Annotated in this window: 20 protein-coding genes; all 20 read left to right on the top strand. The window is 66.0% G+C overall.

Translation table 11 applies throughout. The features are described 5' to 3' along the window. Positions 1–16: 16 nt before the first annotated feature. The 20 genes from ITJ49_RS01990 to rpsG all read left to right on the top strand — a co-directional run bounded on the left by ITJ49_RS01990 (position 17) and on the right by rpsG (position 19,690). Positions 17–1,219 carry a hypothetical protein gene (locus ITJ49_RS01990; RefSeq protein WP_194600739.1) on the top strand — a complete coding sequence of 401 codons (1,203 nt, stop codon included), beginning with the start codon at positions 17–19 and terminating at the stop codon, positions 1,217–1,219. A gap of 44 nt (positions 1,220–1,263) precedes the next feature. Next, on the top strand, positions 1,264–2,463 hold the full coding sequence (locus tag ITJ49_RS01985; RefSeq protein WP_194600736.1) for a hypothetical protein: 1,200 nt from the start codon (positions 1,264–1,266) through the stop codon (positions 2,461–2,463). 12 nt (positions 2,464–2,475) lie between these two features. After that, positions 2,476–3,009: a GNAT family N-acetyltransferase gene (locus tag ITJ49_RS18005; RefSeq protein WP_194601381.1), complete on the top strand. Its 534-nt coding sequence runs from the start codon at positions 2,476–2,478 to the stop codon at positions 3,007–3,009. 184 nt (positions 3,010–3,193) lie between these two features. Next, positions 3,194–4,861, top strand: coding sequence for a GspE/PulE family protein (locus ITJ49_RS01975; protein ID WP_123939615.1), 1,668 nt, complete (start codon positions 3,194–3,196; stop codon positions 4,859–4,861). A gap of 92 nt (positions 4,862–4,953) precedes the next feature. After that, the gene (locus ITJ49_RS01970) at positions 4,954–6,567 is read left to right on the top strand and encodes a type IV pilus twitching motility protein PilT (RefSeq protein WP_305038609.1); all 1,614 of its coding nucleotides are present in this window, start codon (positions 4,954–4,956) and stop codon (positions 6,565–6,567) included. Continuing rightward, positions 6,567–7,793, top strand: coding sequence for a type II secretion system F family protein (locus ITJ49_RS01965; RefSeq protein ID WP_194600733.1), 1,227 nt, complete (start codon positions 6,567–6,569; stop codon positions 7,791–7,793). Before ITJ49_RS01970 ends, ITJ49_RS01965 begins: the two co-directional genes overlap by 1 nt. A gap of 41 nt (positions 7,794–7,834) precedes the next feature. Further along, complete coding sequence (locus ITJ49_RS17770) at positions 7,835–8,317, top strand: type II secretion system protein (RefSeq protein WP_194600731.1); 483 nt, start codon at positions 7,835–7,837, stop codon at positions 8,315–8,317. Between the two features lie 239 nt (positions 8,318–8,556). Next, a complete protein-coding gene (locus ITJ49_RS17950) occupies positions 8,557–9,027 on the top strand; it encodes a type II secretion system protein (RefSeq protein ID WP_305038608.1) in 471 nt (156 codons plus the stop codon). Positions 9,028–9,238: 211 nt separating this feature from the next. Then, positions 9,239–9,709 carry a type II secretion system protein gene (locus tag ITJ49_RS17945; RefSeq protein ID WP_305038607.1) on the top strand — a complete coding sequence of 157 codons (471 nt, stop codon included), beginning with the start codon at positions 9,239–9,241 and terminating at the stop codon, positions 9,707–9,709. A gap of 84 nt (positions 9,710–9,793) precedes the next feature. Then, on the top strand, positions 9,794–11,161 hold the full coding sequence (locus tag ITJ49_RS01945; RefSeq protein ID WP_194600728.1) for a hypothetical protein: 1,368 nt from the start codon (positions 9,794–9,796) through the stop codon (positions 11,159–11,161). Then, on the top strand, positions 11,158–11,874 hold the full coding sequence (locus ITJ49_RS01940; RefSeq protein ID WP_194600725.1) for a hypothetical protein: 717 nt from the start codon (positions 11,158–11,160) through the stop codon (positions 11,872–11,874). The genes ITJ49_RS01945 and ITJ49_RS01940 overlap by 4 nt, the downstream gene beginning before the upstream one ends. Beyond that, positions 11,874–13,739 carry a hypothetical protein gene (locus ITJ49_RS01935; protein WP_194600723.1) on the top strand — a complete coding sequence of 622 codons (1,866 nt, stop codon included), beginning with the start codon at positions 11,874–11,876 and terminating at the stop codon, positions 13,737–13,739. The genes ITJ49_RS01940 and ITJ49_RS01935 overlap by 1 nt, the downstream gene beginning before the upstream one ends. Further along, the gene (locus ITJ49_RS01930) at positions 13,736–14,566 is read left to right on the top strand and encodes an A24 family peptidase (RefSeq protein WP_194600719.1); all 831 of its coding nucleotides are present in this window, start codon (positions 13,736–13,738) and stop codon (positions 14,564–14,566) included. The genes ITJ49_RS01935 and ITJ49_RS01930 overlap by 4 nt, the downstream gene beginning before the upstream one ends. A gap of 46 nt (positions 14,567–14,612) precedes the next feature. Further along, positions 14,613–15,662 carry a type IV pilus assembly protein PilM gene (gene pilM, locus ITJ49_RS01925; protein ID WP_055964927.1) on the top strand — a complete coding sequence of 350 codons (1,050 nt, stop codon included), beginning with the start codon at positions 14,613–14,615 and terminating at the stop codon, positions 15,660–15,662. Next, entirely contained in the window at positions 15,659–16,516 is an 858-nt protein-coding gene (locus ITJ49_RS01920; protein WP_194600716.1) for a hypothetical protein, read from the top strand. Before pilM ends, ITJ49_RS01920 begins: the two co-directional genes overlap by 4 nt. 2 nt (positions 16,517–16,518) lie before the next feature. Next, positions 16,519–17,316 carry a hypothetical protein gene (locus ITJ49_RS01915; protein WP_194600713.1) on the top strand — a complete coding sequence of 266 codons (798 nt, stop codon included), beginning with the start codon at positions 16,519–16,521 and terminating at the stop codon, positions 17,314–17,316. A gap of 182 nt (positions 17,317–17,498) precedes the next feature. Then, positions 17,499–17,951 carry a DUF6121 family protein gene (locus tag ITJ49_RS01910; RefSeq protein WP_194600710.1) on the top strand — a complete coding sequence of 151 codons (453 nt, stop codon included), beginning with the start codon at positions 17,499–17,501 and terminating at the stop codon, positions 17,949–17,951. Positions 17,952–18,105: 154 nt separating this feature from the next. Beyond that, positions 18,106–18,576 carry a hypothetical protein gene (locus ITJ49_RS01905; protein WP_194600706.1) on the top strand — a complete coding sequence of 157 codons (471 nt, stop codon included), beginning with the start codon at positions 18,106–18,108 and terminating at the stop codon, positions 18,574–18,576. A 269-nt stretch (positions 18,577–18,845) separates the two neighbouring features. Beyond that, complete coding sequence (rpsL, locus tag ITJ49_RS01900) at positions 18,846–19,220, top strand: 30S ribosomal protein S12 (protein WP_055964941.1); 375 nt, start codon at positions 18,846–18,848, stop codon at positions 19,218–19,220. Then, on the top strand, positions 19,220–19,690 hold the full coding sequence (rpsG, locus tag ITJ49_RS01895) for a 30S ribosomal protein S7 (protein WP_055964944.1): 471 nt from the start codon (positions 19,220–19,222) through the stop codon (positions 19,688–19,690). Before rpsL ends, rpsG begins: the two co-directional genes overlap by 1 nt. The last annotated feature ends 82 nt before the right edge of the window (positions 19,691–19,772 follow it).

Raw genomic sequence — 19,772 nt, 5'->3', positions numbered from 1 at the left:
CTGATCGAAAGAAGCCATGAAACCCTCACTCATCTCCTGTCTCGGAGCATCCGTAGTCCTCGCCGCCTCTCTCCTGCCCGCCTCCGGGGCTCTCGCCGACACACCGGCCAGCGGCTCCTGGGCAGACACCGCTCCCGTCATCTGGGAGATCGGCGGCGAACAGAACAGCGACTCGACGACACAGGGTTTCGCCGAGACGGACGACCGAACTCCGACGTTCTTCGTTCTCTCGTCCGAGAAATCGCACGTGGGCGCCACCTTGATCGTCCGCACGAAGAGCGGTGACGAGCTCTGCCGCAGCACGCAGCCCGCCGAGTGGGGTGGCGAGGAGGCCTACGCGAGCTGCACGGCCGACGTGATGCCGGTCAAGCGCGTCGACGTCGAAGCTGTCTTCACGACGGCAGACGGCGAGCAGGAGACCGACGCCGCCGAGGTGCAGCTCGACATCGTGCCCCAACAGCTGCGTATCGACGTCGTCGACTACGACCGAGCAACCGACACCGTCACGCTCACGGGCAACGGCACGGCCGGCGGCCGGGTCCATGTCGGGCAGCCCGGTGGCGGTATGCCGTACACCTGGTTGCCCGTCCCCGAGTCCGGCACCTGGACTCACACGGTCGTCCATCCCGGCGACGGACCATTCGAGGCATCCGCGGCGGGCCCCCACACGGGCAAGACCGGCACCACGAACTTCACCACGACAGGTCCCGCGCGTCCCGATGTGACGTACCGGTCGGCAGGGGGCAGGACGGTCGTCACCGTCACCACGCAGGCAGACAACGACCGCATCGTCATCCGCGACCGGAGCAACAACATCGTCGCAAGTGCGAGGCGGGCAGACACGCAGACGACCCTCACGATTCCGACGCCCTCGATAGCGACCGACTACTCGGTGGAGGCCGTCAGCGGAGACAAGCGCTCCGTCACACGCTGGTTCCGCCCCGGCTTCACCTCCGAAGAGACCGCTCTCGACGCTCCTCGCGTCGTCGACGTCACGCGAAGCGGCGCGCGCGTGGCCGTTCGCGTCACGGCTCGCCCTCACGCCATCGTCACCATCACAGGGCCGAACGACAACGTCCTGGCGCTCAAGATGGCCGGGGCTAAGGGAGTGGCCACCCTGGTCACCTCGGCCACCGTCCTGTCGGATGAGCTCTTCATCTCGCAGTCCCTCGGCGGGGCGACTTCGTTCCGCGACGACATCGACATCCCGACGTCCTGATGGCCCCTGAACGCCATCCCTTCCTCCTGACGAAAGATCATCTGATGAACAAACGACACGGTCTCCTCGGAGCGGCTTCCATCGCGCTCGTCCTTGCGCCCCTCGGCGCGTCCGTCCCGGCGCAGGCGGCGTCCGTCCCGGCGCCATCGGCGCTGTCCGTGGCCGCCGACCAGAAACCGGATTTCACCTTCACCACCTTTCAGCTCAGGGAGCTCGACGGCGAGACGGCCCGTGTCCTGGTTCGCGGCGACGGCCCTCGGGGCCAGGGCCTCACAGTCACGAACCTCGAGTCGGGAGAGCGCGTGACGGTGTCGATCGCCTCCGCCAGCACGTACGTCGATGTCCCGGTTCGACGTGGCGCCGTCAGCCGTCTCGTCGCCATGGTCGGCGAGGGGGCCGGCGCGGCCGTGTCCGGCGAACTCGAGGTCGACAACACGGCCGACCACCTCGACGCTCCGGTCATCTCCTCCATCACTCCAGTGGGTCGGAATTCCTTCACCCTGGAGGCCGAGACGAGGCCTGGCGCCGAATTGATCGTCCGAGATGCCCGTGGCCGAGAAATAGGTCACAGCTTCATCACCGCCGGAGAAGGTCCGGCTCGTGTCGGCGCCACCTGGAACACCCAGGACGCCCCGTCCGAGCGTCGCTTCACACTCGTCCAGCGCTACGGCGTCACATCGGGTTCGACCCCGTTCCTCGTCAACACCGGGGCTTCGACCGTCAGCCCCATCGAGACACCGACGCTCGAGAACGCCCTCGCCGAGGAGGGGCGGGTCAGGATCCGGGTCGCGACTTCGAACGCGCCTGCCGACAGCATGATCGTGGTCCGAGACTTCTTCGGTCATGAGGTCGCATCCGCACCGCTGCGAGGCAGCCGAGGCGAAGTGGTCTTCCCCGCTGCGACGGCCAAGGCCACCTACCTCGTCAGTGTCCGAGGGATGATCTCGGGCGCGATCGCGGAGTCGCGCGGAGTGAATGTTCTCGTGGGAGCGGGCGCTCTGGTTCCCGCGACGCCGCAGGTCATGTCCGTCCGGAGCGGCGTGTCCTCGGCCGTCGTGACTCTTGTCGGCACGCCGGGGGCCCTTATCCTGGTGCGTGACGACGCCGATCGGCTCGTCGCCGTCAAGCGCATCGCCTCCGCTGCCACCGATACGCAGATAGTCGTGCCGAAGGTGACCGGTCTCGTGGTGACGCAATCGACCGGCGCGATCGAGTCGGACCCTGCGCCCATCGACCTCCCCTAGCATCTAAAAGGCATCGGCCCCCGTGCACGAGAGTGCGCGGGGGCCGCTGCATTTCCAGCGGACGTCCGATCGGCCGAAAAGCGGCAGGATGGATGGCATAGATCCGGCCCGGGATGGTCCGAGAAGACGCGTGTCGCGCGGAACGACGTCTTCCGTGACCACTGGGGATCGCAGGCCACCCCGGTCTCCGACTGGGAAGCCGACCGGGCCCTGCCGACCGCTCGGCCCGACCTCTCGTTCGTCGCGGTCGACCCGGCGACCGACGAGGTCGTCGCCTTCGTGCTCTCGAGCGTCAACGAGGAGGAGTGGGCGGCAGCCGGGCACTCCTTCGGCTACATCGACTACGTGGGGGTGCGCCGCGGGTGGCGAGGCCGCAAGGTCGCGCAGGCGCTGCTCAACCACACGATGCGCTCCTTTCGCGACGCCGGGCTCTCGCACGCGACCCTCGACGTCGATTCCGAGAGCCCGACCGGTGCGACAGGGCTCTACGCCGGCCTCGGGTTCACGCCTATCAACCGATCGGTCACTCTGCTCAAGGAGCTGTAGGAGGCAGGGGCGAGACCCAGGATCCGCCGCGCCCTCAAGCGGTGCGGGGCGCGCCCCCAACGGGTGCCACTCCGATTGGGACGTGTACCCCGCACGGCGATCGGGTGACACTTGCCTGGTCCGCTCCCCATGGCGGGCTCGGTCGCGTGCACCGTTCGCGGCCCCCTGTCCTAGGAGGTTCCGCATGGCGTCGATGACCGAGATCCTGATCTTGCACGGTCTTCTGCCGATCGAGCAGCTCGACCTGATGAGCAATCCGGCCGACGAAGAGGCGAGCGTTCGCGACCTCCTGGCGCGCGGTGTCGTCTCCGAGCTGCAGATCGCGAAGGCGCGCGCTCAGGCGGCGGGCATGTCGTTCGTCGAGCTCGTCGACTACCCGGTCGACCGCAACGCCGTCACGATGGTCTCCGCCGCGATCGCCCGGCGTCACGGCGCGCTGCCGATTTCCATCCAAGGCGGTCTCCTGCTCGTCGCCGTCAGCGATGCCGGCAACGTCTTCGCTCTCGACGACGTGCGCGCCGCCTCGCGGATGCCCATCGAATGGGTGATGGCGGAGAAGGGCGATCTCAAGACCGCCATCGACCGCTACATCCGTGCCGACGACGAGCTCAACGACCTCACTTCCACGCTGGAGGAGGAGAACACCGTCCAGGATCAGAGCGCGATGGACATCGCGGGCAGTCCTGACGACGACGTGCCGATCGTCCGGTTCGTCAACCTGTTGGTCAGCCAGGCGATCACCGACCAGGCCTCCGACATCCACATCGAGCCCGGCGAGAACGAGGTGCGGGTCCGCTACCGCATCGACGGCGTGCTCCACGAGATGCAGCCGGCGCCCAAGAGCATCCAGAACGGCGTCATCTCGCGCCTCAAGATCATGAGCGAGATCGACATCGCCGAGCGTCGCCGCCCGCAGGACGGCCGCATGTCGGTTCGCCACGGCAACCGGCAGATCGACCTCCGCGTGGCGACCCTCCCCACGGTGTGGGGCGAGAAGGTCGTCATGCGAATACTCGACAACTCGAACACCTCGATGAGTCTGCGCGACCTCAACATGCTCGAGCGCAACTTCGACGTCTTCGCCGAGTCGTATTCGAAGCCCTACGGCATGATCCTCGTCACCGGCCCGACCGGCTCGGGCAAGTCGACGACGCTGTACACGACGCTCAACGCGGTCGCGCGGCCCGAGATCAATGTGATCACGGTCGAAGACCCGGTCGAGTACCGCATGCCCGGAATCAACCAGGTGCAGGTCAACCCGAAGGCCGGCCTCACGTTCGCCAGCGCTCTGCGCAGCATTCTCCGCTCCGACCCTGACGTCGTCCTCCTCGGCGAGATCCGCGACCACGAGACGGCGCAGATCGCCATCGAGGCGTCGCTCACCGGGCACCTCGTGCTCTCCACGCTTCACACGAACGACGCCCCGAGCGCTATCGTCCGATTGACTGAGATGGACATCGAGCCGTTCCTCGTCGGCTCCGCGCTCGACTGCGTGGTCGCCCAGCGTCTCGCGCGTCGGCTCTGCGACCGGTGCAAGCGCCCCGCCGAGTACACGCCGATGCACCTGAACGCGCTCAAGTTCCACATCGACCCCGATCTCGCGCCGCCGGTCGTGTTCGAGCCCGTCGGCTGCCAGTCGTGCTCCAACACCGGCTACCGCGGCCGCGTCGCCCTTCACGAGGTCATGGCGGTCTCCGAAGACATCGAGCGTCTCGCCGTCAAACGCGCCTCCAGCGCCGAAATCGCGCGGCTCGCTCAGGAACAGGGCATGCTCACGCTCCGCCAGGACGGCTGGGAGAAGGCCAAGCAGGGCCTCACCAGCGTCGAAGAGATCCTCCGCGTCGTGGCCTAGACCCCGACACCGCCGTGGCGCGAGCCAGGGCGACCCCGACGTGGCGCTGGGCCACGCACGATCACGATCACCCCCACGAACGGACACCCACGATGAGTGACTCGCTCTACGATCCGCAGACGCCGCCGAACGGCACTTCGCGTCCCGTGTACTCCCTCGACGACGCCGCCGATACGACTCCCGCCGGTGGCTGGACGCCCGCCCCCGTCGGCAGCCGGCGCTGGGCTCGCGAGCAGCCGTCGTCGCCGCTGTCGCCGGGCGTGACGGCGTTCCCCGACCTGGTCGTTCCGGCGTCCGCCGCGATGCTCGACTCCCGCTCCGCCGGCCTCCCGCCGGCGCCCGACTCGCCCCGGGTGTTCGACCTCCCCGCTCCGACCGACGCTCCGGTGTGGCCGACGTCGTCGTTCCCGGCGCCGGCGGCCGTCCCCGCGACGACCCCGTTCACCCCGGCTCCCGCCGCTCCGGTCCACCGCATCGAGAGCGCAGGATCCGCGCCAGCCACCGCAACATTCGACCCCCTGGGCGCTACCGCCGGCATCGAGCTCAGCCACCACGCTCGCACCGACGCCGACAAAGAGCTGATCGAGGCTCTCTGCCAGGTCGTGCACCAGGGCGCGTCCGACCTCCACATCACGGTCGACGCCGCTCCCACCATCCGGGTCGACGGGCACCTCCAGCCGGCCATGTCGCCGGAGCCGTGGGATCGCGCGAAGGTGCAGCAGGCCCTTGCCAGCCTCCTGACGGCCGACCGCCAGGATCAATTCGACACCGAGCTCGAGCTCGACTTCGCCTACACGCTCTCGCCCGAGTCGCGGTTCCGCGTGAACTTCTACCAGCAGCGCGGCGTGCTCGGCGCCGTGTTCCGTCTCATCCCCACCGAGATCAAGACGCTCGACCAGCTCGGCATGGACCCGGTCATCGGCAAGTTCGCCGGTCTGCCCCGCGGGCTCGTCCTCGTGACCGGACCGACCGGATCCGGAAAGTCGACGACTCTCGCGGCCCTGATCGACCTGGTCAACGAGACGCGAGCCGACCACATCGTCACCGTCGAAGACCCGATCGAATTCATGCACACCCACAAGAAGGCCCTGGTCAATCAGCGGGAGGTGGGCGCAGATACGCACAGTTTCGCCAACGCGCTCAAGCACGTGCTGCGCCAGGATCCTGATGTCATCCTCATCGGCGAGCTCCGCGACCTCGAGACCATCTCGGTCGCGTTGACCGCCGCCGAGACCGGCCACCTCGTCTTCGCGACCCTGCACACGCAGGATGCCGCGCAGACCATCGACCGCGTCATCGACGTGTTCCCGCCGCACCAGCAGGATCAGGTGCGCACGCAGCTCGCCGCCACCCTGCGCGGCGTCGTCTGCCAGACGCTCGTTCCTCGGGCCACGGGCCGCGGGCGCATCGTGGCGACCGAGATCATGATGATGACCCCGGCCGTCGGCAACCTCATCCGCGAGGGCAAGACGTACCAGATCTCGTCGTCGATGCAGGCCGGCCGCGAACTCGGCATGCACACCATGGACCAGGATCTCGCCGACCTGGTCAACACCGGAAAGATCACGCTCAAGGCGGCCATGGAGAAGGTGCACGACGAAGAGGGCTTCCACCGCCTCGTCACGCGCACCGACACCGGCGCCGGCACGGGCATGGACGCCGGCGGCATCGATTTCGGTGACGCCTTCTCGAGGAGTGAGCACTGATGGCCGCCAGTCTGACCTACGCCTACCGGGGGCGCGATTCCGCCGGCAAGGTCGTCAAGGGCAAGGTCGAGGCGTCCAGCGAGGGCGCCGTCGTCTCGCGCCTCCGCACCATGGGCGTCGCGCCGATCGCGATCTCGGAGTCGAGCAGCACGGGCCTCCAGCGCGAGATCTCGATCCCCGGCTTCTCGAAGGGCGTCAAGCTCAAAGACCTCGCGATCATGAGCCGGCAGATGTCGACGATGATCTCGTCGGGTTTGTCGCTGCTGCGTACCCTCTCGATCCTCTCCGAGCAGACCGAGAACGAGAAGCTCGCGAAGATCCTCACCGAGGTGCGCGAGGACGTCGAGACCGGTGTGTCGTTCTCCGACGCCATCGGCAAGCACGCGCAGTACCTCCCGCCGATCATGATCAACATGGTCCGCGCCGGTGAGACGGGCGGGTTCCTCGATTCGGCCCTCGACTCGCTCGCGACGAACTTCGAGAAGGAGGTCAAGCTGACCGGCACCATCAAGTCGGCGATGACCTACCCGGTCGTCGTGCTGGCGATGTCGATCATCGCCGTCATCGTGATGCTGACGTTCATCGTGCCGATCTTCAGCAGCATGTTCGCGTCGCTCGGGGGCAAGCTTCCCCTGCCGACTCAGCTGCTCGTCTACGCCTCGCACGCGATGGTCTACGTCGTTCCCATCGGGGCTGTCGTGCTCCTCGCCTTCTCGGCCTGGTGGCGCGTCAACAAGAACACGGAGAAGGTCCGCAGTGTCGTCGACCCGCTCAAGCTCAAGCTGCCGGTCTTCGGCCCGCTGATCCGCAAGATCGCCATCGCGCGCTTCAGCCGCAACTTCTCGAACATGATCGGTGCCGGTGTGCCGATCCTGACCGCCCTCCGCATCGTGGGGGAGGTCTCGGGCAACTACGTGCTGCAGAAGGCCCTCGTCACGGTCGCCGAGTCGGTCCGCCAGGGCGAGTCGATCGCCGTGCCGCTGTCGGAGGCCGGGGTGTTCCCCGCCATGGTCACGCAGATGATCGCGGTCGGAGAAGACGCAGGATCCCTCGAAACCATGCTCGAGAAGATCGCGCTCTTCTACGACGCCGAAGTGCAGGCGACCACCGAGGCGCTCACGTCCCTCATCGAGCCGCTCCTGATCGCCTTCCTCGGCGTCGTGGTCGGCGGCATGATCGTCGCCCTCTACCTGCCGATCTTCCAGATCACGTCGCTGATCCACTGAGCCCGGCTCGCCCTTTCTCCCGCCACCCGAACGGACCCTTTGTGACCACGCTCCTCACCGCCCTCCAGCGGCGCCGAAAAACAGTGCTTCAGGATCCCGACCGAGGTTTCACGCTACTTGAGCTCTTGGTCGTCGTGATCATCATCGGCATCCTCGCCGCGATCGCGATCCCCGTGTACCTCGGCGTGCAGAACAACGCGAAGGACTCCGGCGTTCAGTCGGACCTCACCAACCTAAAGACGGCTGCGGTGAGCATCCAGACGAGCAACGGTTCGGCGCTGGCCGCGTCCAAGACGACCTGGACTCCCACGGCGGCGTTCGACACCACCACCAGTCAGGCCGGGGCGACACTCGGTTCCAGCACGACGAGCCTGACCTTCTACCCGAACGGCACGAGCTACTGCCTCCTCGGAATCTCGAAGTCGGGCAAGAGCTTCGCGGCGACCGATTTGCTCGGAGTCGCCAAGGGCTCCTGCACGACCGCCGGCCTGTTCTCGACGACGAATGTCACCTCCGCGCCCTGACCCATCACGTGAGAGCTGTCCAAGCCTCGGTGCCCCACGGGGTGCCGGGGTTTTTTCTTTGGCCGCTCACGGCTAACTGGCCCCTGATCGGGGGTTCTCTTACCCCTAACTGGGGCCAGGGTTTGCTGAGAAACCCCCCGGATGCGGGATTCTCCCCCCGATCCCGCGCTCGTAGCGTCTATCTCGGCAGGCAGGGCTTGCCTCCTCGATCACCCCTCCCTCCCTCGACAGGATTCAAAATGTACGCAGTGCTCATGGGCAAGCTCAACGCTCGCCGTAAGAACCTCACCCAGGACGCCGACAAGGGCTTCACGCTCATCGAGCTCCTGGTCGTCGTGATCATCATCGGCATCCTCGCCGCGATCGCGATCCCCGTGTACCTCGGCGTTCAGAACAACGCCAAGAACTCGGGTACCCAGTCCGACATCACGAACCTGAAGACCGCCGTGGTCAGCCTTCAGACCACCAACGGCTCGCTCCCGGACAAGTTCTCGGCTGTGATCACAAGCAACTCCTTCCCCGCCGTCTCGACCGTGGCGACTGCTTACAGCGATGCCGGCGCGACCTTCTCGGACAGCACCACCTCCCTGAACTACGGCCCAGTCAGCAACAAGGGCGATTTCTGCATCATCGGTGTCAGCAAGGGTGGGAAGACCTTCTACGCGACGTCTAGCGCGGGCGTCTCTACGACTCCTTGCACGATCTCCTAGTCACCGTGACTTGAAAGGGCGGTCCCGCATTGGCGGGGCCGCCCTTTCACCGTGTAGGACCAACACCGCCCCGGACTGGGGACAACCAAACCACCTAAACCCCCCGGACGCGGGATTCTGTACCCCGCAACGCGCACATAACGTCGTAGATGGCAGGCAGGGCTTGCCGCCGAATCGCCTCCCAATCTCCCCTCCCAGAAACGGAACTCGCATGCACGCGCAGCTCATGGGCAAGCTCAACGCTCGCCGTAAGTACCTCACCCAGGACGCCGAGAAGGGCTTCACGCTCATCGAGCTCTTGGTCGTCGTGATCATCATCGGCATCCTCGCCGCGATCGCGATCCCCGTGTACCTCGGTGTGCAGAACAACGCCAAAGATTCCAACGTGCAGTCCGACTTGACCAACGCCAAAACAGCGATTGTTTCCATTCAGACCACCAGCGGCAACGTCCCCGATTCGACGAGCGACATCAGCGGCATCACGGGAATGTCCGACGCCGGCTACACCCGCAACACTTCCACGACCGGCCTCATCACCCTCAAGAAGGCCACGACAGGCAACACATTTTGCATCGCTGCTAAGAGCTCGACGGGCACTGTCTACTACGCGACCGACACCAGCGGAGTAACCAAGCTCTCCGGGACCCTTCCGGGTACCTGTACGGCTCCCTCAGCCCCGTAACTCGCTAGAGGCGGGGATGCCGGCGCAGTCCGGCTTCCCCGCCCCTTGGCCCGCTCCAAGACCGCCCAAAGGAGGTGACCTCGAATGAACCGCATCGCCCGCCGACTCCGCGCCATCGTCGACCGCGACCCCGAAGCCGGCCTCGGCCTCGTCGAGGTCATCATCGCGATGATGGTCTTCTCGATGATTGCCGTCGGCGTCGCCGCCACGATCACGAACTCGCTCCTCCTGACCCGCGACGGCCGCGCACGCACCACCGCGGCCAATTTGATCGCGCAGGATCTCGACCTCCAGCGCTCGGTCGCCGATGTCTTCTCCGTGCAGAGCAAGAAGTGGGACACCACCGTTCAGGGCACGACCTATCACCTCACTCGAACGGTTGCGTGGAACAGTTCCTCGACCGCGACCAGTGCCTGCGGATCCGGCACGGGGACTCTCCAGTTCAAGACCATTCGCGACAACGTGACGTGGGACGGGCAAAGAGGATCCGGCTCGGTCTCTTCGTCCACCGTCCTGGCCCCGAACAGTCGTATCAACGACCCGAACCTGGGCACGATCATCGTCGCCGTCACCGGTGCGAACGGTGCCGGCCTGCCCGGCGTCGCGGTGACGATCGCCCCGACGTCGACCACTCCGAACGGCGCCGACGCGGTGGCCGCGCCGTCGGTCACGGACGCCAACGGGTGCACCTATGCGCTTAAGGTCAAGCCCGGCAACTACAAGGTTTCGATCACCAAGACCAACGGGATCGATATCAACCAGGTCGCCAACCCATCCTTTACCCCTGCCGTGGCGGTCGCTGGCACTGCGACCACCGTGCCGTTCACCTACGATACGGCCGCGACTTTCAAGCTCAACTACGCCTCTAACTACTCGGGCACTGCGTCGCTGCCGACGGACCTCGACCTCACCTTCAACTCCACGACGGGCGGGATCGACTCCTTCCAGCCCGGCAGCACGAACCCGGTCGCTCTTTTTCCCTTCTCGTCCTACACGTACGAGACCGGAGCCCTCGTGCCAAACGGTCTCACCGACAAAGCCAACAAGCCGATCGCGTCCTGCCTCAACGTGGATCCGGCAAACTGGACTACCAAGAACGCCGCCGGCAAGGTCGGTGTGGGCTTCACCACGGGGGGAGCTCCGGGCGCGCTGACCTCACCGGTCAACATCCCGATGGGCGTAGTGAAGCTGCCGGATACCCTCGGACTCACGGGCATCATCGCAACCTCGGTCAACTCGACGGCGAATGGCGACCCTGGCTGCCAGACCGGCGTTCAGTACACCTTCAACGCGGTCTCCGGATCGCCCGTTCTCGCGCTTCCGTTCGGCACCTGGAAGTTCTCGACATTGGGCGGTCTCCTCGGAATCACGCCCGGGTCGAACGCCGTCTTGACCGGCGGGACCGTCAACGGCAGCACCGTCACACTCGACCCGAGAGGGGTGACGCCGTGATGCGCGCCATCCGCCGCCGTCTCTCCGTCATTGTCGATCGGCAAACATCCGAGCAAGGGCTTTCGCTCGCCGAACTGCTCGTCTCGATGACGGTCTTCGGCTTCCTCCTCGCCATGACCGGTGGCTTCCTCGTCAACGCGAGCCGGGCCAACATCACGAACCGCGCCATCGACGCGACGAACCGCACTGCCGCCAACTCGATGGACGAGGTCACACGCGTCTTGCGCGGGGCCTCCACGAATGTGGTGGCGGGACAGTCTCTTCCTGACCCGGCATTCGTCCAGGCGACCGACAATGCCATCACCGTCTACTCGTACGTGAACCTGGCGTCGAGCAGTGTGGCACCTATCCGCGTCCAGTTCTTCGTCGATGCGACGACGAAGAATCTCGTCGAACGGACCTGGACGGCGAGTCTGTCCGATGGTTTCTACACGTTCCCATCGGTGCTGACGTGCACGACGTCCTGCACGAGTCGCATCCTCGGCACGCCCGTGGTCCTTCCCGCGGCGGGCGGCCCAAAGATTTTTACCTACCTCGACTCGACCGGGGCAGCGATTCCTACGGTCGTCGGCGCTGTGGCCATCCCTCAGGTGTCGAACGTCGCCGCCGTCACCGTCTCGCTGCAGTTCGGTGCGTCCTCGAGTGCCAACCAATCGACTCTGCTGACCAACACGGTCGGCCTCCCCAACTTGAACGTCGCTAGGACGAACTGATGTTGAAGCTTCTCAGGGCACGCATTGGAGGGCGCCTCCTCCGTGTCATCGGCGCACGCGACGACGAGCGCGGTATGGCGTTGGCCACCGTCATCATCCTCGGTACCGTCCTCATGCTCATGAGCGGCGCCATCGTCTCGGTTTCCGTCTCGGGTGCTCAGAAGTCTGTCTACGATGCCAACTGGAACGCCGCCGGCGCAGCTGCCTACGCCGGCGTCGAGGACTACCAATCCAAGCTGGCCAACGACAACTCGTACAGCCGGTACGGCGCTCTCGGCAACACGTTCAGCGCGGGCAGCACCTTCGTCGGCACGAACAACAACCCGGCCTTCGGGCTTGGGCCCGACTCCGGAACGTCTGCGACCGCCTGGGCGAAAGTCGACCCGTCCGTTGCGACCGGGGGTACCTACCGCTACCAGGTCAACAATTCGAACTACGCGGCCTCCGGTGTCTTGCGCCTCCAGTCCACCGGTCGCGTCGGGAATGTCACGCGCACCGTGGTTGCCGACCTAAAGCAGTCGGGATTCCTCGACTTCCTCTACTTCACGGACTACGAGATCCGTGACCCGGCTCTGACCTCCGGCTGCACGGCCGCATACGGGTGGGCTGTCGCGAGCCGACCGAACTGCACCACGATCCAGTTCGGCCCGAACGACGTCATCAGCGGCCCGGCGCACAGCAACGACACGATGAACATCTGCGGAGCGACCTTTGGGAGTACCGTCAGTTCGGCGAATCCTACGGCCCCGTACTACGCGACTCCGGCCGCCTCTTGCGACAACTCTGGTCTCGTCGTCACGCGCAAGAACATCGTCCAGATGCCTTCGACCATCGGATCGTTGATTCAGGAGACTCGTTCCGACCTGACCGCCTCGACGGTGCCTCGACCCGGTTGCCTCTACTCGGGGCCGACTACGATCAACTTCACCTCCGACGGCAAGATGACGGTGTACTCGCCGTGGACCCTTGCCACCAACATCAAAGGGAACCCGGTGACAGGCGGGAGCGTGGCTGACGGCTGCGGCACTCCCGGTTACTCGTCCGCCGGCGGCACTCTCGGCAGCCCGGGTGGTCAGACGATGCCCGTGGTCGACAGCAACCTCATCTACGTCCAGAACGTCCCTCAGTCGGCAGGTAGCGGCGACCCGAACTACTGGGGCACGAAAACTCCCAAGAACTACTCGTGCACCGGAGCCGATGGCTCAACGGCTGGTAACGGGGTCGGCTTCCCGGCCAAGGGGGAGGTAGCACCCTCTGCGACGTCCTACGGCTGCACCAACGGGGATGCTTTCGTCCAAGGGAAGGTCAAGGGGAATGTCACCGTTGCGGCGAACAACTACCTCTACGTGACTGACGACGTCCTTTACGCCGACGCGTCGAAGGACATGCTCGGCCTGATCGGCGAGAACAACGTGATCGTCTACAACCCGATGGCCGCGACCTACACGACCTCAGATACCGAGACGTACAACTGCGGCACGACGCGGAAGCCGGCGACGTGTACCCGCCCCGTGACGACGACTCATGCAGGGGAGCTGCTCGACCGGACAGCCTCGGATCGCACCATCGACGCGGCGATCATGAGTGTGCTCCACTCCTTCACCGTCCAGAACTATGACGCGGACCGGAACTACCCCAAAGGAAAGCTCACGGTGCTGGGTGCCATCGCCCAGAAGTTCCGCGGCACCGTCGCGACAACCTCGGGCGACACCACCGTGACGGGCTACGCGAAGAACTATCAGTACGACTCCCGTCTGGCGTTCCAGGCGCCGCCAAAGTTCCTCTCACCAGTCTCGACCACCTACGGCATCACCCAGGTCACGGAGTCCAAGACAGCGATCTCGGCGACAGGAGCGAACCTATGATCGTCGTGCTCCCTGTCCTCGCCGCCGTCTTCGGTCTCGTCATCGGCTCGTTCCTCAACGTCGTCGTCTACCGCGTACCGGCCGGCATGTCCGTCTCGCACCCGGCGAGCGCGTGCCCGACTTGCCATTCCGGAATCCGTCCGTTCGACAACGTGCCCGTCCTCAGCTGGCTTGTCCTGCGCGGGCGCTGCCGTGACTGCCGCACGCCCATCTCTGCTCGCTACCCCCTCGTGGAATTCGCCACCGGTGTCTTCTTCGTCGTGGTGGCCATCCGGTTCTGGCCGGTGGGCTCGGAATCGCTCGGGTCAGGACCGCTCGTCGCCCGGATCCTTATCATTGCCGCCTTCCTGTACCTCGCGGCCGTCAGCATGGCGCTCGGGATCATCGACGGCGAGCACCACCGGCTGCCCGATCGGATCGTCTACCCGTCGTACGCGGTCGGCGCCACGCTTCTCGCGGCCTCGTCGCTGTTTTCCGGCAGCTGGGAGGACCTCGGCCGCGCCGGTCTCGGTCTCGTGATCCTCGGAGCCTTCTACTTCATCGCCGCTTTCATCTACCCGGCAGGCATGGGTTTCGGCGACGTGAAGCTCGCCGGCCTCCTTGGCCTCTACCTGGGATACCTCGGGTGGGGCCCCCTCATCGTGGGAGGCTTCTCGGCCTTCCTCTTCGGTGGAGTGTTCTCCATCGTGTTGATCGCCCTCAAGCGCATGGGGAGGAAGGGCGGGATCCCCTTCGGTCCCTGGATGCTCGTCGGCGCGTGGTTCGGCGTCTTCGCCGGTCCAGCCGTCTGGAACGGCTACCTCGCACTGCTCGGTCTGGCCTCGTGATGTCCACGGCATCGCCCGACCCCCGCCTTTCGTCCTTGGAGAACCAATGAGCAAGTCCATCGTCGGCGTCGACATCGGCGCAGCCTCGCTGCGCGCGGTGGAGATCGCCAACCCGACCTCGGCCAGGCCCACACTCGTGCGCTTCGGCGAGGTACCGCTGCCCGCCGGTTCAGTGAGCCGCGGAGAGGTCATCGAGCCGCAGACCGTCGCCCAGAGTATGAGGGCGCTCTGGTCGCAGGCAGGCTTCAAGAGCAAGCAGGTGGTCTTGGGGATGGGCAATCAGCGGGTTCTCGCGCGCGATCTCACAGTCGCCAAGGCCTCCAAGGCCCGTATCCAGGAGGCTCTGCCTTTTCAAGTGCAGGACATGCTTCCGATTCCGGTTGCTGATGCGCTCCTGGACTTCTACCCGGTGTCGGAGGGCATCGGGGAGCACGGCCCGGTCATCAACGGCCTGCTCATCGCCGCCGTCAAAGACGCTGTGCTCGGCAACGTCCGTGCTTCGAAGCTCGCCGGTCTCCATGCCGTCGGGGTCGACCTCATCCCCTTCGCCGTGTCACGCCTGCTCGTCAACCGTGCTCGCCTGACCGGCACCGTCGCGCTGATCGATATCGGTGCCTCGACCACGTCGGTGGTACTGGTCTCCGACGGGGTTCCCCAGTTCGTCCGCCTCATCCCATCGGGCGGTGACGACATCACCAACGATCTCGCCTCGCGCCTCGAGATTCCCCGCGAGCTGGCCGAAGGGGCAAAACGCACTCTCGGTCTCGTGTCCAGCTCGGCCACCAAAGAGGACAAGACCGCATCCGCCGTCATCTTCGAGACGGTCAACGAGCTGCTTGGAAGCCTTCGCAATACCGTGAGCTACTACGCCAACACGAGGCCCACCGAGCACGTGACTCACATCGTCCTGTCCGGAGGAGGCGCTCAACTAAGAGGGCTTCCCGAGGCCCTCGCCGAGGTGACCCGGATCCCCGTGGTGGCCGCCGATCCCCTCCAGGGGGTCTCCTTCGCGCGCTCGGCGTCCGAAGCCGACGTCCGGTCGAATGTCACGTCGTTGACCGTCGCCCTCGGACTCGCTCTGGGGAGCGCAGCATGAAGTTCTATCTAACCAAGCAGGCGCAGCTCGCTGCTGAAGGTCGCGGTCCGGCTTCAGCCAAGGCGGCGAAGAGCACCAAGGCGCCGAAGGGCACCCGCCGATCGACCGCGGACGTCCCTCTCGTGCCGGCACCGTCCGCGGCGGCGACAAGCCTGGTGGCAGCGCCCCCGACCGCTGGAGAGGCATCCCCGCCGAAGCAGCCCAAACCGAATCGCGGGATCATCGCAATCGGCGGGCTTCCGCGAGTCGATCTCCTACCGCCCGAGGTTCGTGCCGAGCGTCGAGCCGCCGTTCATGTGCGTCGCGCCTGGACAGCCGTTGCAGGCCTGGCCATCCTCGTCGTAGTAGCGGGTGGGACCGCCGCACTCTACGCCCAGGGGAGCGAGGCGACTCTCGCCTCGGCCCAGAACCAGACGTCCTTCCTGGCGTCGCAGACGATGAAGTACTCGGCGGTCAAGACCACTCAGGGGCAGGTCGACCTCATCGATGCCGCGCGCAAGGTCGGCGGTTCGACCGACATCAACTGGCCGGCGTACCTCGCCAAGGTCCAGGCGACCCTCCCGAGCGGCATGACTCTGGCGACTGTCACGATCGATTCGGCGTCGCCAGTCGCGTCCTACGCGCAGGCGACCACACCTCTCGAGGGGCAGCGTGTCGCCACGTTGACCTTCTCCGCGACGAGCACGTCGCTCCCGTCCGTTCCCACCTGGCTGACCAAGCTGGCGACTCTGCCCGGCTACACGGACGCCCAGGCGGGAACGATCCAGCTGCAGACCGGTGTCTATACGGCAGGCGTAGTCGTCCACATCGACGAGAAGGCCTTCTCGAACGCCTACACAAAGGAAGGTAAGTGATCATGGATCGCAATCGCCTCATGATGATCGCCGCAGTTGTCGCTGCGATCGTGGTCGTCGCGGGAGGCTTCCTCCTCGGAGTCAAGCCCCAACTCGATGCCGCCAGTACGGCTCGCGCCACCGAGGATTCGGTGACGGCCCAGAACGCTCAGCTTCAGACCAGCCTGACTTCGCTCAAAAAGCAGTACGACTCTCTCGACGACCTCAAGAGCGAACTGGCCGACCTCAAGCAGTCCGTTCCCGCCGACGTCGAGACGGGCTCGCTCATCACCGAGCTGAACGGCGTCGCCAAGTCGTCCCAGGCAACGCTGAGCAATATCCAGTTCGGGTCCGCCTCGGCCTACGTGGCGCCGGTGGCCGCAGCCGCGCCCGCTGCCGCGGCGTCCACTGGTACCAGCGAGGCAACGGCGACACCGTCCCCGAGCGCATCCGCGACACCCTCCGCACCCATCGCGACGACCGATTCGCTGATCACCCCGTCGAACTTCACGACGATTCCGTTGACGGTGTCTGTGCAGGGGACGTATGCCCAGGCCCTGGCGTTTCTCCAGGGTATGCGCGACGGAGATCGGCTGTTCCTGGTGACCAACATCACCAGCGCGGCGGGATCTTCGGACACCGGCGGGGAGTCGACGACTGATTCCGTCAATGCGACCGACACGATCAACTGGACCTTCGGCGGCCTGGTCTACGCCCTAGCCGACGCCGACTCCGTCCAAGAGACGCAGCAGTCCACCACCTCCACCGCGGCCGACGCGGCCTCAGCCAGCTCCTCCACCGACACCGCCGCCGGTAAGTAGGGGCACAAGCCGCCACGGGTCGGTCGGAGGTCCCGATCGACCGACCCGTGGCATTTCTCTGCCGCCGTTGCGCGTGAGTGTCCCCGATCTGCTGGTCGCGAAGCCCGAACACCAACACATCGTGGACAATCACCGGCCCCGCCGACCAGACGACCCGCCGCACCCCCGCGTACCCTGACCTCATGTCCCGCGGCCTCCTCGCCTTCCTGGCCACGGTCACGCACCTGGCGCTCGCCGTGCTCACCGCCGGTCTGCTCTTCTACGTCACCGGCCGCGACCTCATCGTCGAATCCGATGCGGGCACGACGCTCGGGCCGACCATGGTGCTCGCCTCGATGGCGACCGTCTTCTTCGTGCTGGCGCGGAGCTTCGGGGTCGCCGAGCGCGAGCCCGAAAGGCGACAGCCCAGGATCCTCGCGTCCGCACTGATCACACTGGCCACCAGCTACGTCGCCATGCTCGCCGTCGGGGCGGTGCTCTACTCGCTGAGGCGCAGCGAAGCGGTCTGGCTCGTGCTGTTCACCGGCCGGTATGCCCTGTCGACCTTCGTCATCGCGACCACCGTCTGGGCGGCGATCGTGGTCGCCGGAACCCTGCTCCTCGACCGGGCCGAACGCCATCGCGAGGGCCGCTGAGAAACACGTCGAAACACCCTCTCTCGGGGTGTCGAAACCGCGCTGCGAGCGTGCCTACAATTGGTCGCTCGGCTCTCGTCCGGGCACTTTCCCCCGAGGCGCCAGAGATCTCCTGGCTGCTTCGTCGCGCTCGCACGACAAGGAGTATCTGAGCGTGTTTCTCTCCATCCTGGGCTGGGTCGGCGCTGCCGTCATCCTCAGCGGCTACGGCCTCTTCTCACTCGGACGACTGTCGAACGGGCCGGTCTATCAGCTCAGCAATCTGGTGGGAGCCCTGTTCATCTCCCTCAACGTCGCAGCCCACGGCGCCTGGCCTTCCGCGGTCGTGAACGGCGTGTGGGCGATCATCGCCGCCGTCGTCCTCACGCGCATGCTGCGTGTCCGTGCCGCAGCCCGTCGCGCCGCCGAAGCCGCCCGCCTCGAAGAGACAGAGCGCAGGATCCGCGCCGACGAACTCCAGCACGTCGCCGCCCCGACCCTCGCCGACTCCGTCCCCGTCGTCACAGCGGCGCTCGCCATCGTGGCGCTCGCCGCCGTTCAGCACGAGGTCGATGCTCGTGCGACCGAGGCCCGTCAGGCCGAGACGCAGCACGGGTTCGCCGGCAGCGCAGCTGAGCCCGTTTGATCTTGCCCTGGCGACGGGATAGTCTTGCTCGGGTGTGCGCTTAGCGGCGCGCCCGTTTAACCGTCTCTTCGGAGTGGCGAACTTCTCGCCGAACCGATCGGGCCCCACCGCGTGTCGTAGGTGCTGTGCACTCATAGTGCGCTGGTTGGGGGAGACGCGCGACGACCACTCTTCGTTATTTCGAAGTGTGACTGTCGTGCTCCAGAGATGAGGAAGCCGTCCGACCGGGCCGGCCAGAACACCGAGAAGTACCAAGTCAAGGAGAACCAGTGCCAACTATTCAGCAGCTGGTCCGAAAGGGACGCACGCCGAAGGTCGTCAAGACCAAGGCCCCCGCCCTGAAGGCCAACCCCCAGCAGCGTGGCGTGTGCACCCGTGTGTACACCACCACCCCCAAGAAGCCGAACTCCGCGCTCCGCAAGGTCGCCCGTGTGAAGCTCTCCAACGGCACCGAGGTGACCGCGTACATTCCCGGTGAAGGCCACAACCTTCAGGAGCACTCGATGGTGCTCGTTCGCGGCGGTCGTGTGAAAGACCTCCCCGGTGTCCGTTACAAGATCGTTCGTGGCGCCCTCGACACCCAGGCCGTCAAGAACCGCAAGCAGGCTCGCAGCCGCTACGGCGCGAAGATGGAGAAGAAGTAATGCCTCGTAAGGGTCCCGCTCCCAAGCGTCCCGTCGTCGCAGACCCCGTCTACGGCGCCCCCATCGTCAGCCAGCTCGTCAACAAGATCCTTCTTGATGGCAAGAAGGGCCTCGCCGAGCGCATCGTCTACGGCGCCCTCGCCGGTGTTTCCGCGAAGAACGGCCAGGACGCCGTCGCCACGCTGAAGAAGGCACTCGACAACGTGCGTCCGACCCTCGAGGTCCGCTCGCGTCGCGTTGGTGGCTCCACCTACCAGGTGCCCGTCGAGGTCAAGCCTCACCGTGCCAACACCCTGGCTCTCCGCTGGCTCACCAGCTACGCCAAGGCCCGTCGCGAGAAGACGATGACCGAGCGTCTCATGAACGAGATCCTCGACGCGTCGAACGGTCTCGGCGCTGCTGTCAAGCGTCGCGAAGACACGCACAAGATGGCCGAGTCGAACAAGGCGTTCGCTCACTACCGCTGGTAAGACATCACAGCTGGTAGTGCTGCACCGCTGGCACCACCTCTGCGGGTGGCGATTCAGTGCCGATCGGCACCGGGTCGCCGCC

The sequence above is a fragment of the Frondihabitans sp. VKM Ac-2883 genome (genome assembly GCF_015350875.1).
Lineage (GTDB): Bacteria > Actinomycetota > Actinomycetes > Actinomycetales > Microbacteriaceae > Frondihabitans.
The sequence above is the reverse complement of the archived record's forward strand: the minus strand, read 5'-3'. Positions and strand labels throughout refer to the sequence as shown.

Excerpts from the sequence above, each read along its gene's own strand:
- pilM (WP_055964927.1), top strand. The coding sequence starts at position 14,613 with ATGAGCAAGTCCATCGTCGGCGTCGACATCGGCGCAGCCTCGCTGCGC.
- ITJ49_RS17945 (WP_305038607.1), top strand. The coding sequence starts at position 9,239 with ATGCACGCGCAGCTCATGGGCAAGCTCAACGCTCGCCGTAAGTACCTC.
- ITJ49_RS01910 (WP_194600710.1), top strand. The coding sequence starts at position 17,499 with ATGTCCCGCGGCCTCCTCGCCTTCCTGGCCACGGTCACGCACCTGGCG.
- ITJ49_RS17950 (WP_305038608.1), top strand. The coding sequence starts at position 8,557 with ATGTACGCAGTGCTCATGGGCAAGCTCAACGCTCGCCGTAAGAACCTC.
- ITJ49_RS01990 (WP_194600739.1), top strand. The coding sequence starts at position 17 with ATGAAACCCTCACTCATCTCCTGTCTCGGAGCATCCGTAGTCCTCGCC.
- ITJ49_RS01930 (WP_194600719.1), top strand. The coding sequence starts at position 13,736 with ATGATCGTCGTGCTCCCTGTCCTCGCCGCCGTCTTCGGTCTCGTCATC.
- ITJ49_RS01920 (WP_194600716.1), top strand. The coding sequence starts at position 15,659 with ATGAAGTTCTATCTAACCAAGCAGGCGCAGCTCGCTGCTGAAGGTCGC.
- ITJ49_RS01935 (WP_194600723.1), top strand. The coding sequence starts at position 11,874 with ATGTTGAAGCTTCTCAGGGCACGCATTGGAGGGCGCCTCCTCCGTGTC.
- ITJ49_RS01975 (WP_123939615.1), top strand. The coding sequence starts at position 3,194 with ATGGCGTCGATGACCGAGATCCTGATCTTGCACGGTCTTCTGCCGATC.
- rpsG (WP_055964944.1), top strand. The coding sequence starts at position 19,220 with ATGCCTCGTAAGGGTCCCGCTCCCAAGCGTCCCGTCGTCGCAGACCCC.
- ITJ49_RS01915 (WP_194600713.1), top strand. The coding sequence starts at position 16,519 with ATGGATCGCAATCGCCTCATGATGATCGCCGCAGTTGTCGCTGCGATC.
- ITJ49_RS01945 (WP_194600728.1), top strand. The coding sequence starts at position 9,794 with ATGAACCGCATCGCCCGCCGACTCCGCGCCATCGTCGACCGCGACCCC.
- ITJ49_RS01985 (WP_194600736.1), top strand. The coding sequence starts at position 1,264 with ATGAACAAACGACACGGTCTCCTCGGAGCGGCTTCCATCGCGCTCGTC.
- ITJ49_RS01965 (WP_194600733.1), top strand. The coding sequence starts at position 6,567 with ATGGCCGCCAGTCTGACCTACGCCTACCGGGGGCGCGATTCCGCCGGC.
- ITJ49_RS01970 (WP_305038609.1), top strand. The coding sequence starts at position 4,954 with ATGAGTGACTCGCTCTACGATCCGCAGACGCCGCCGAACGGCACTTCG.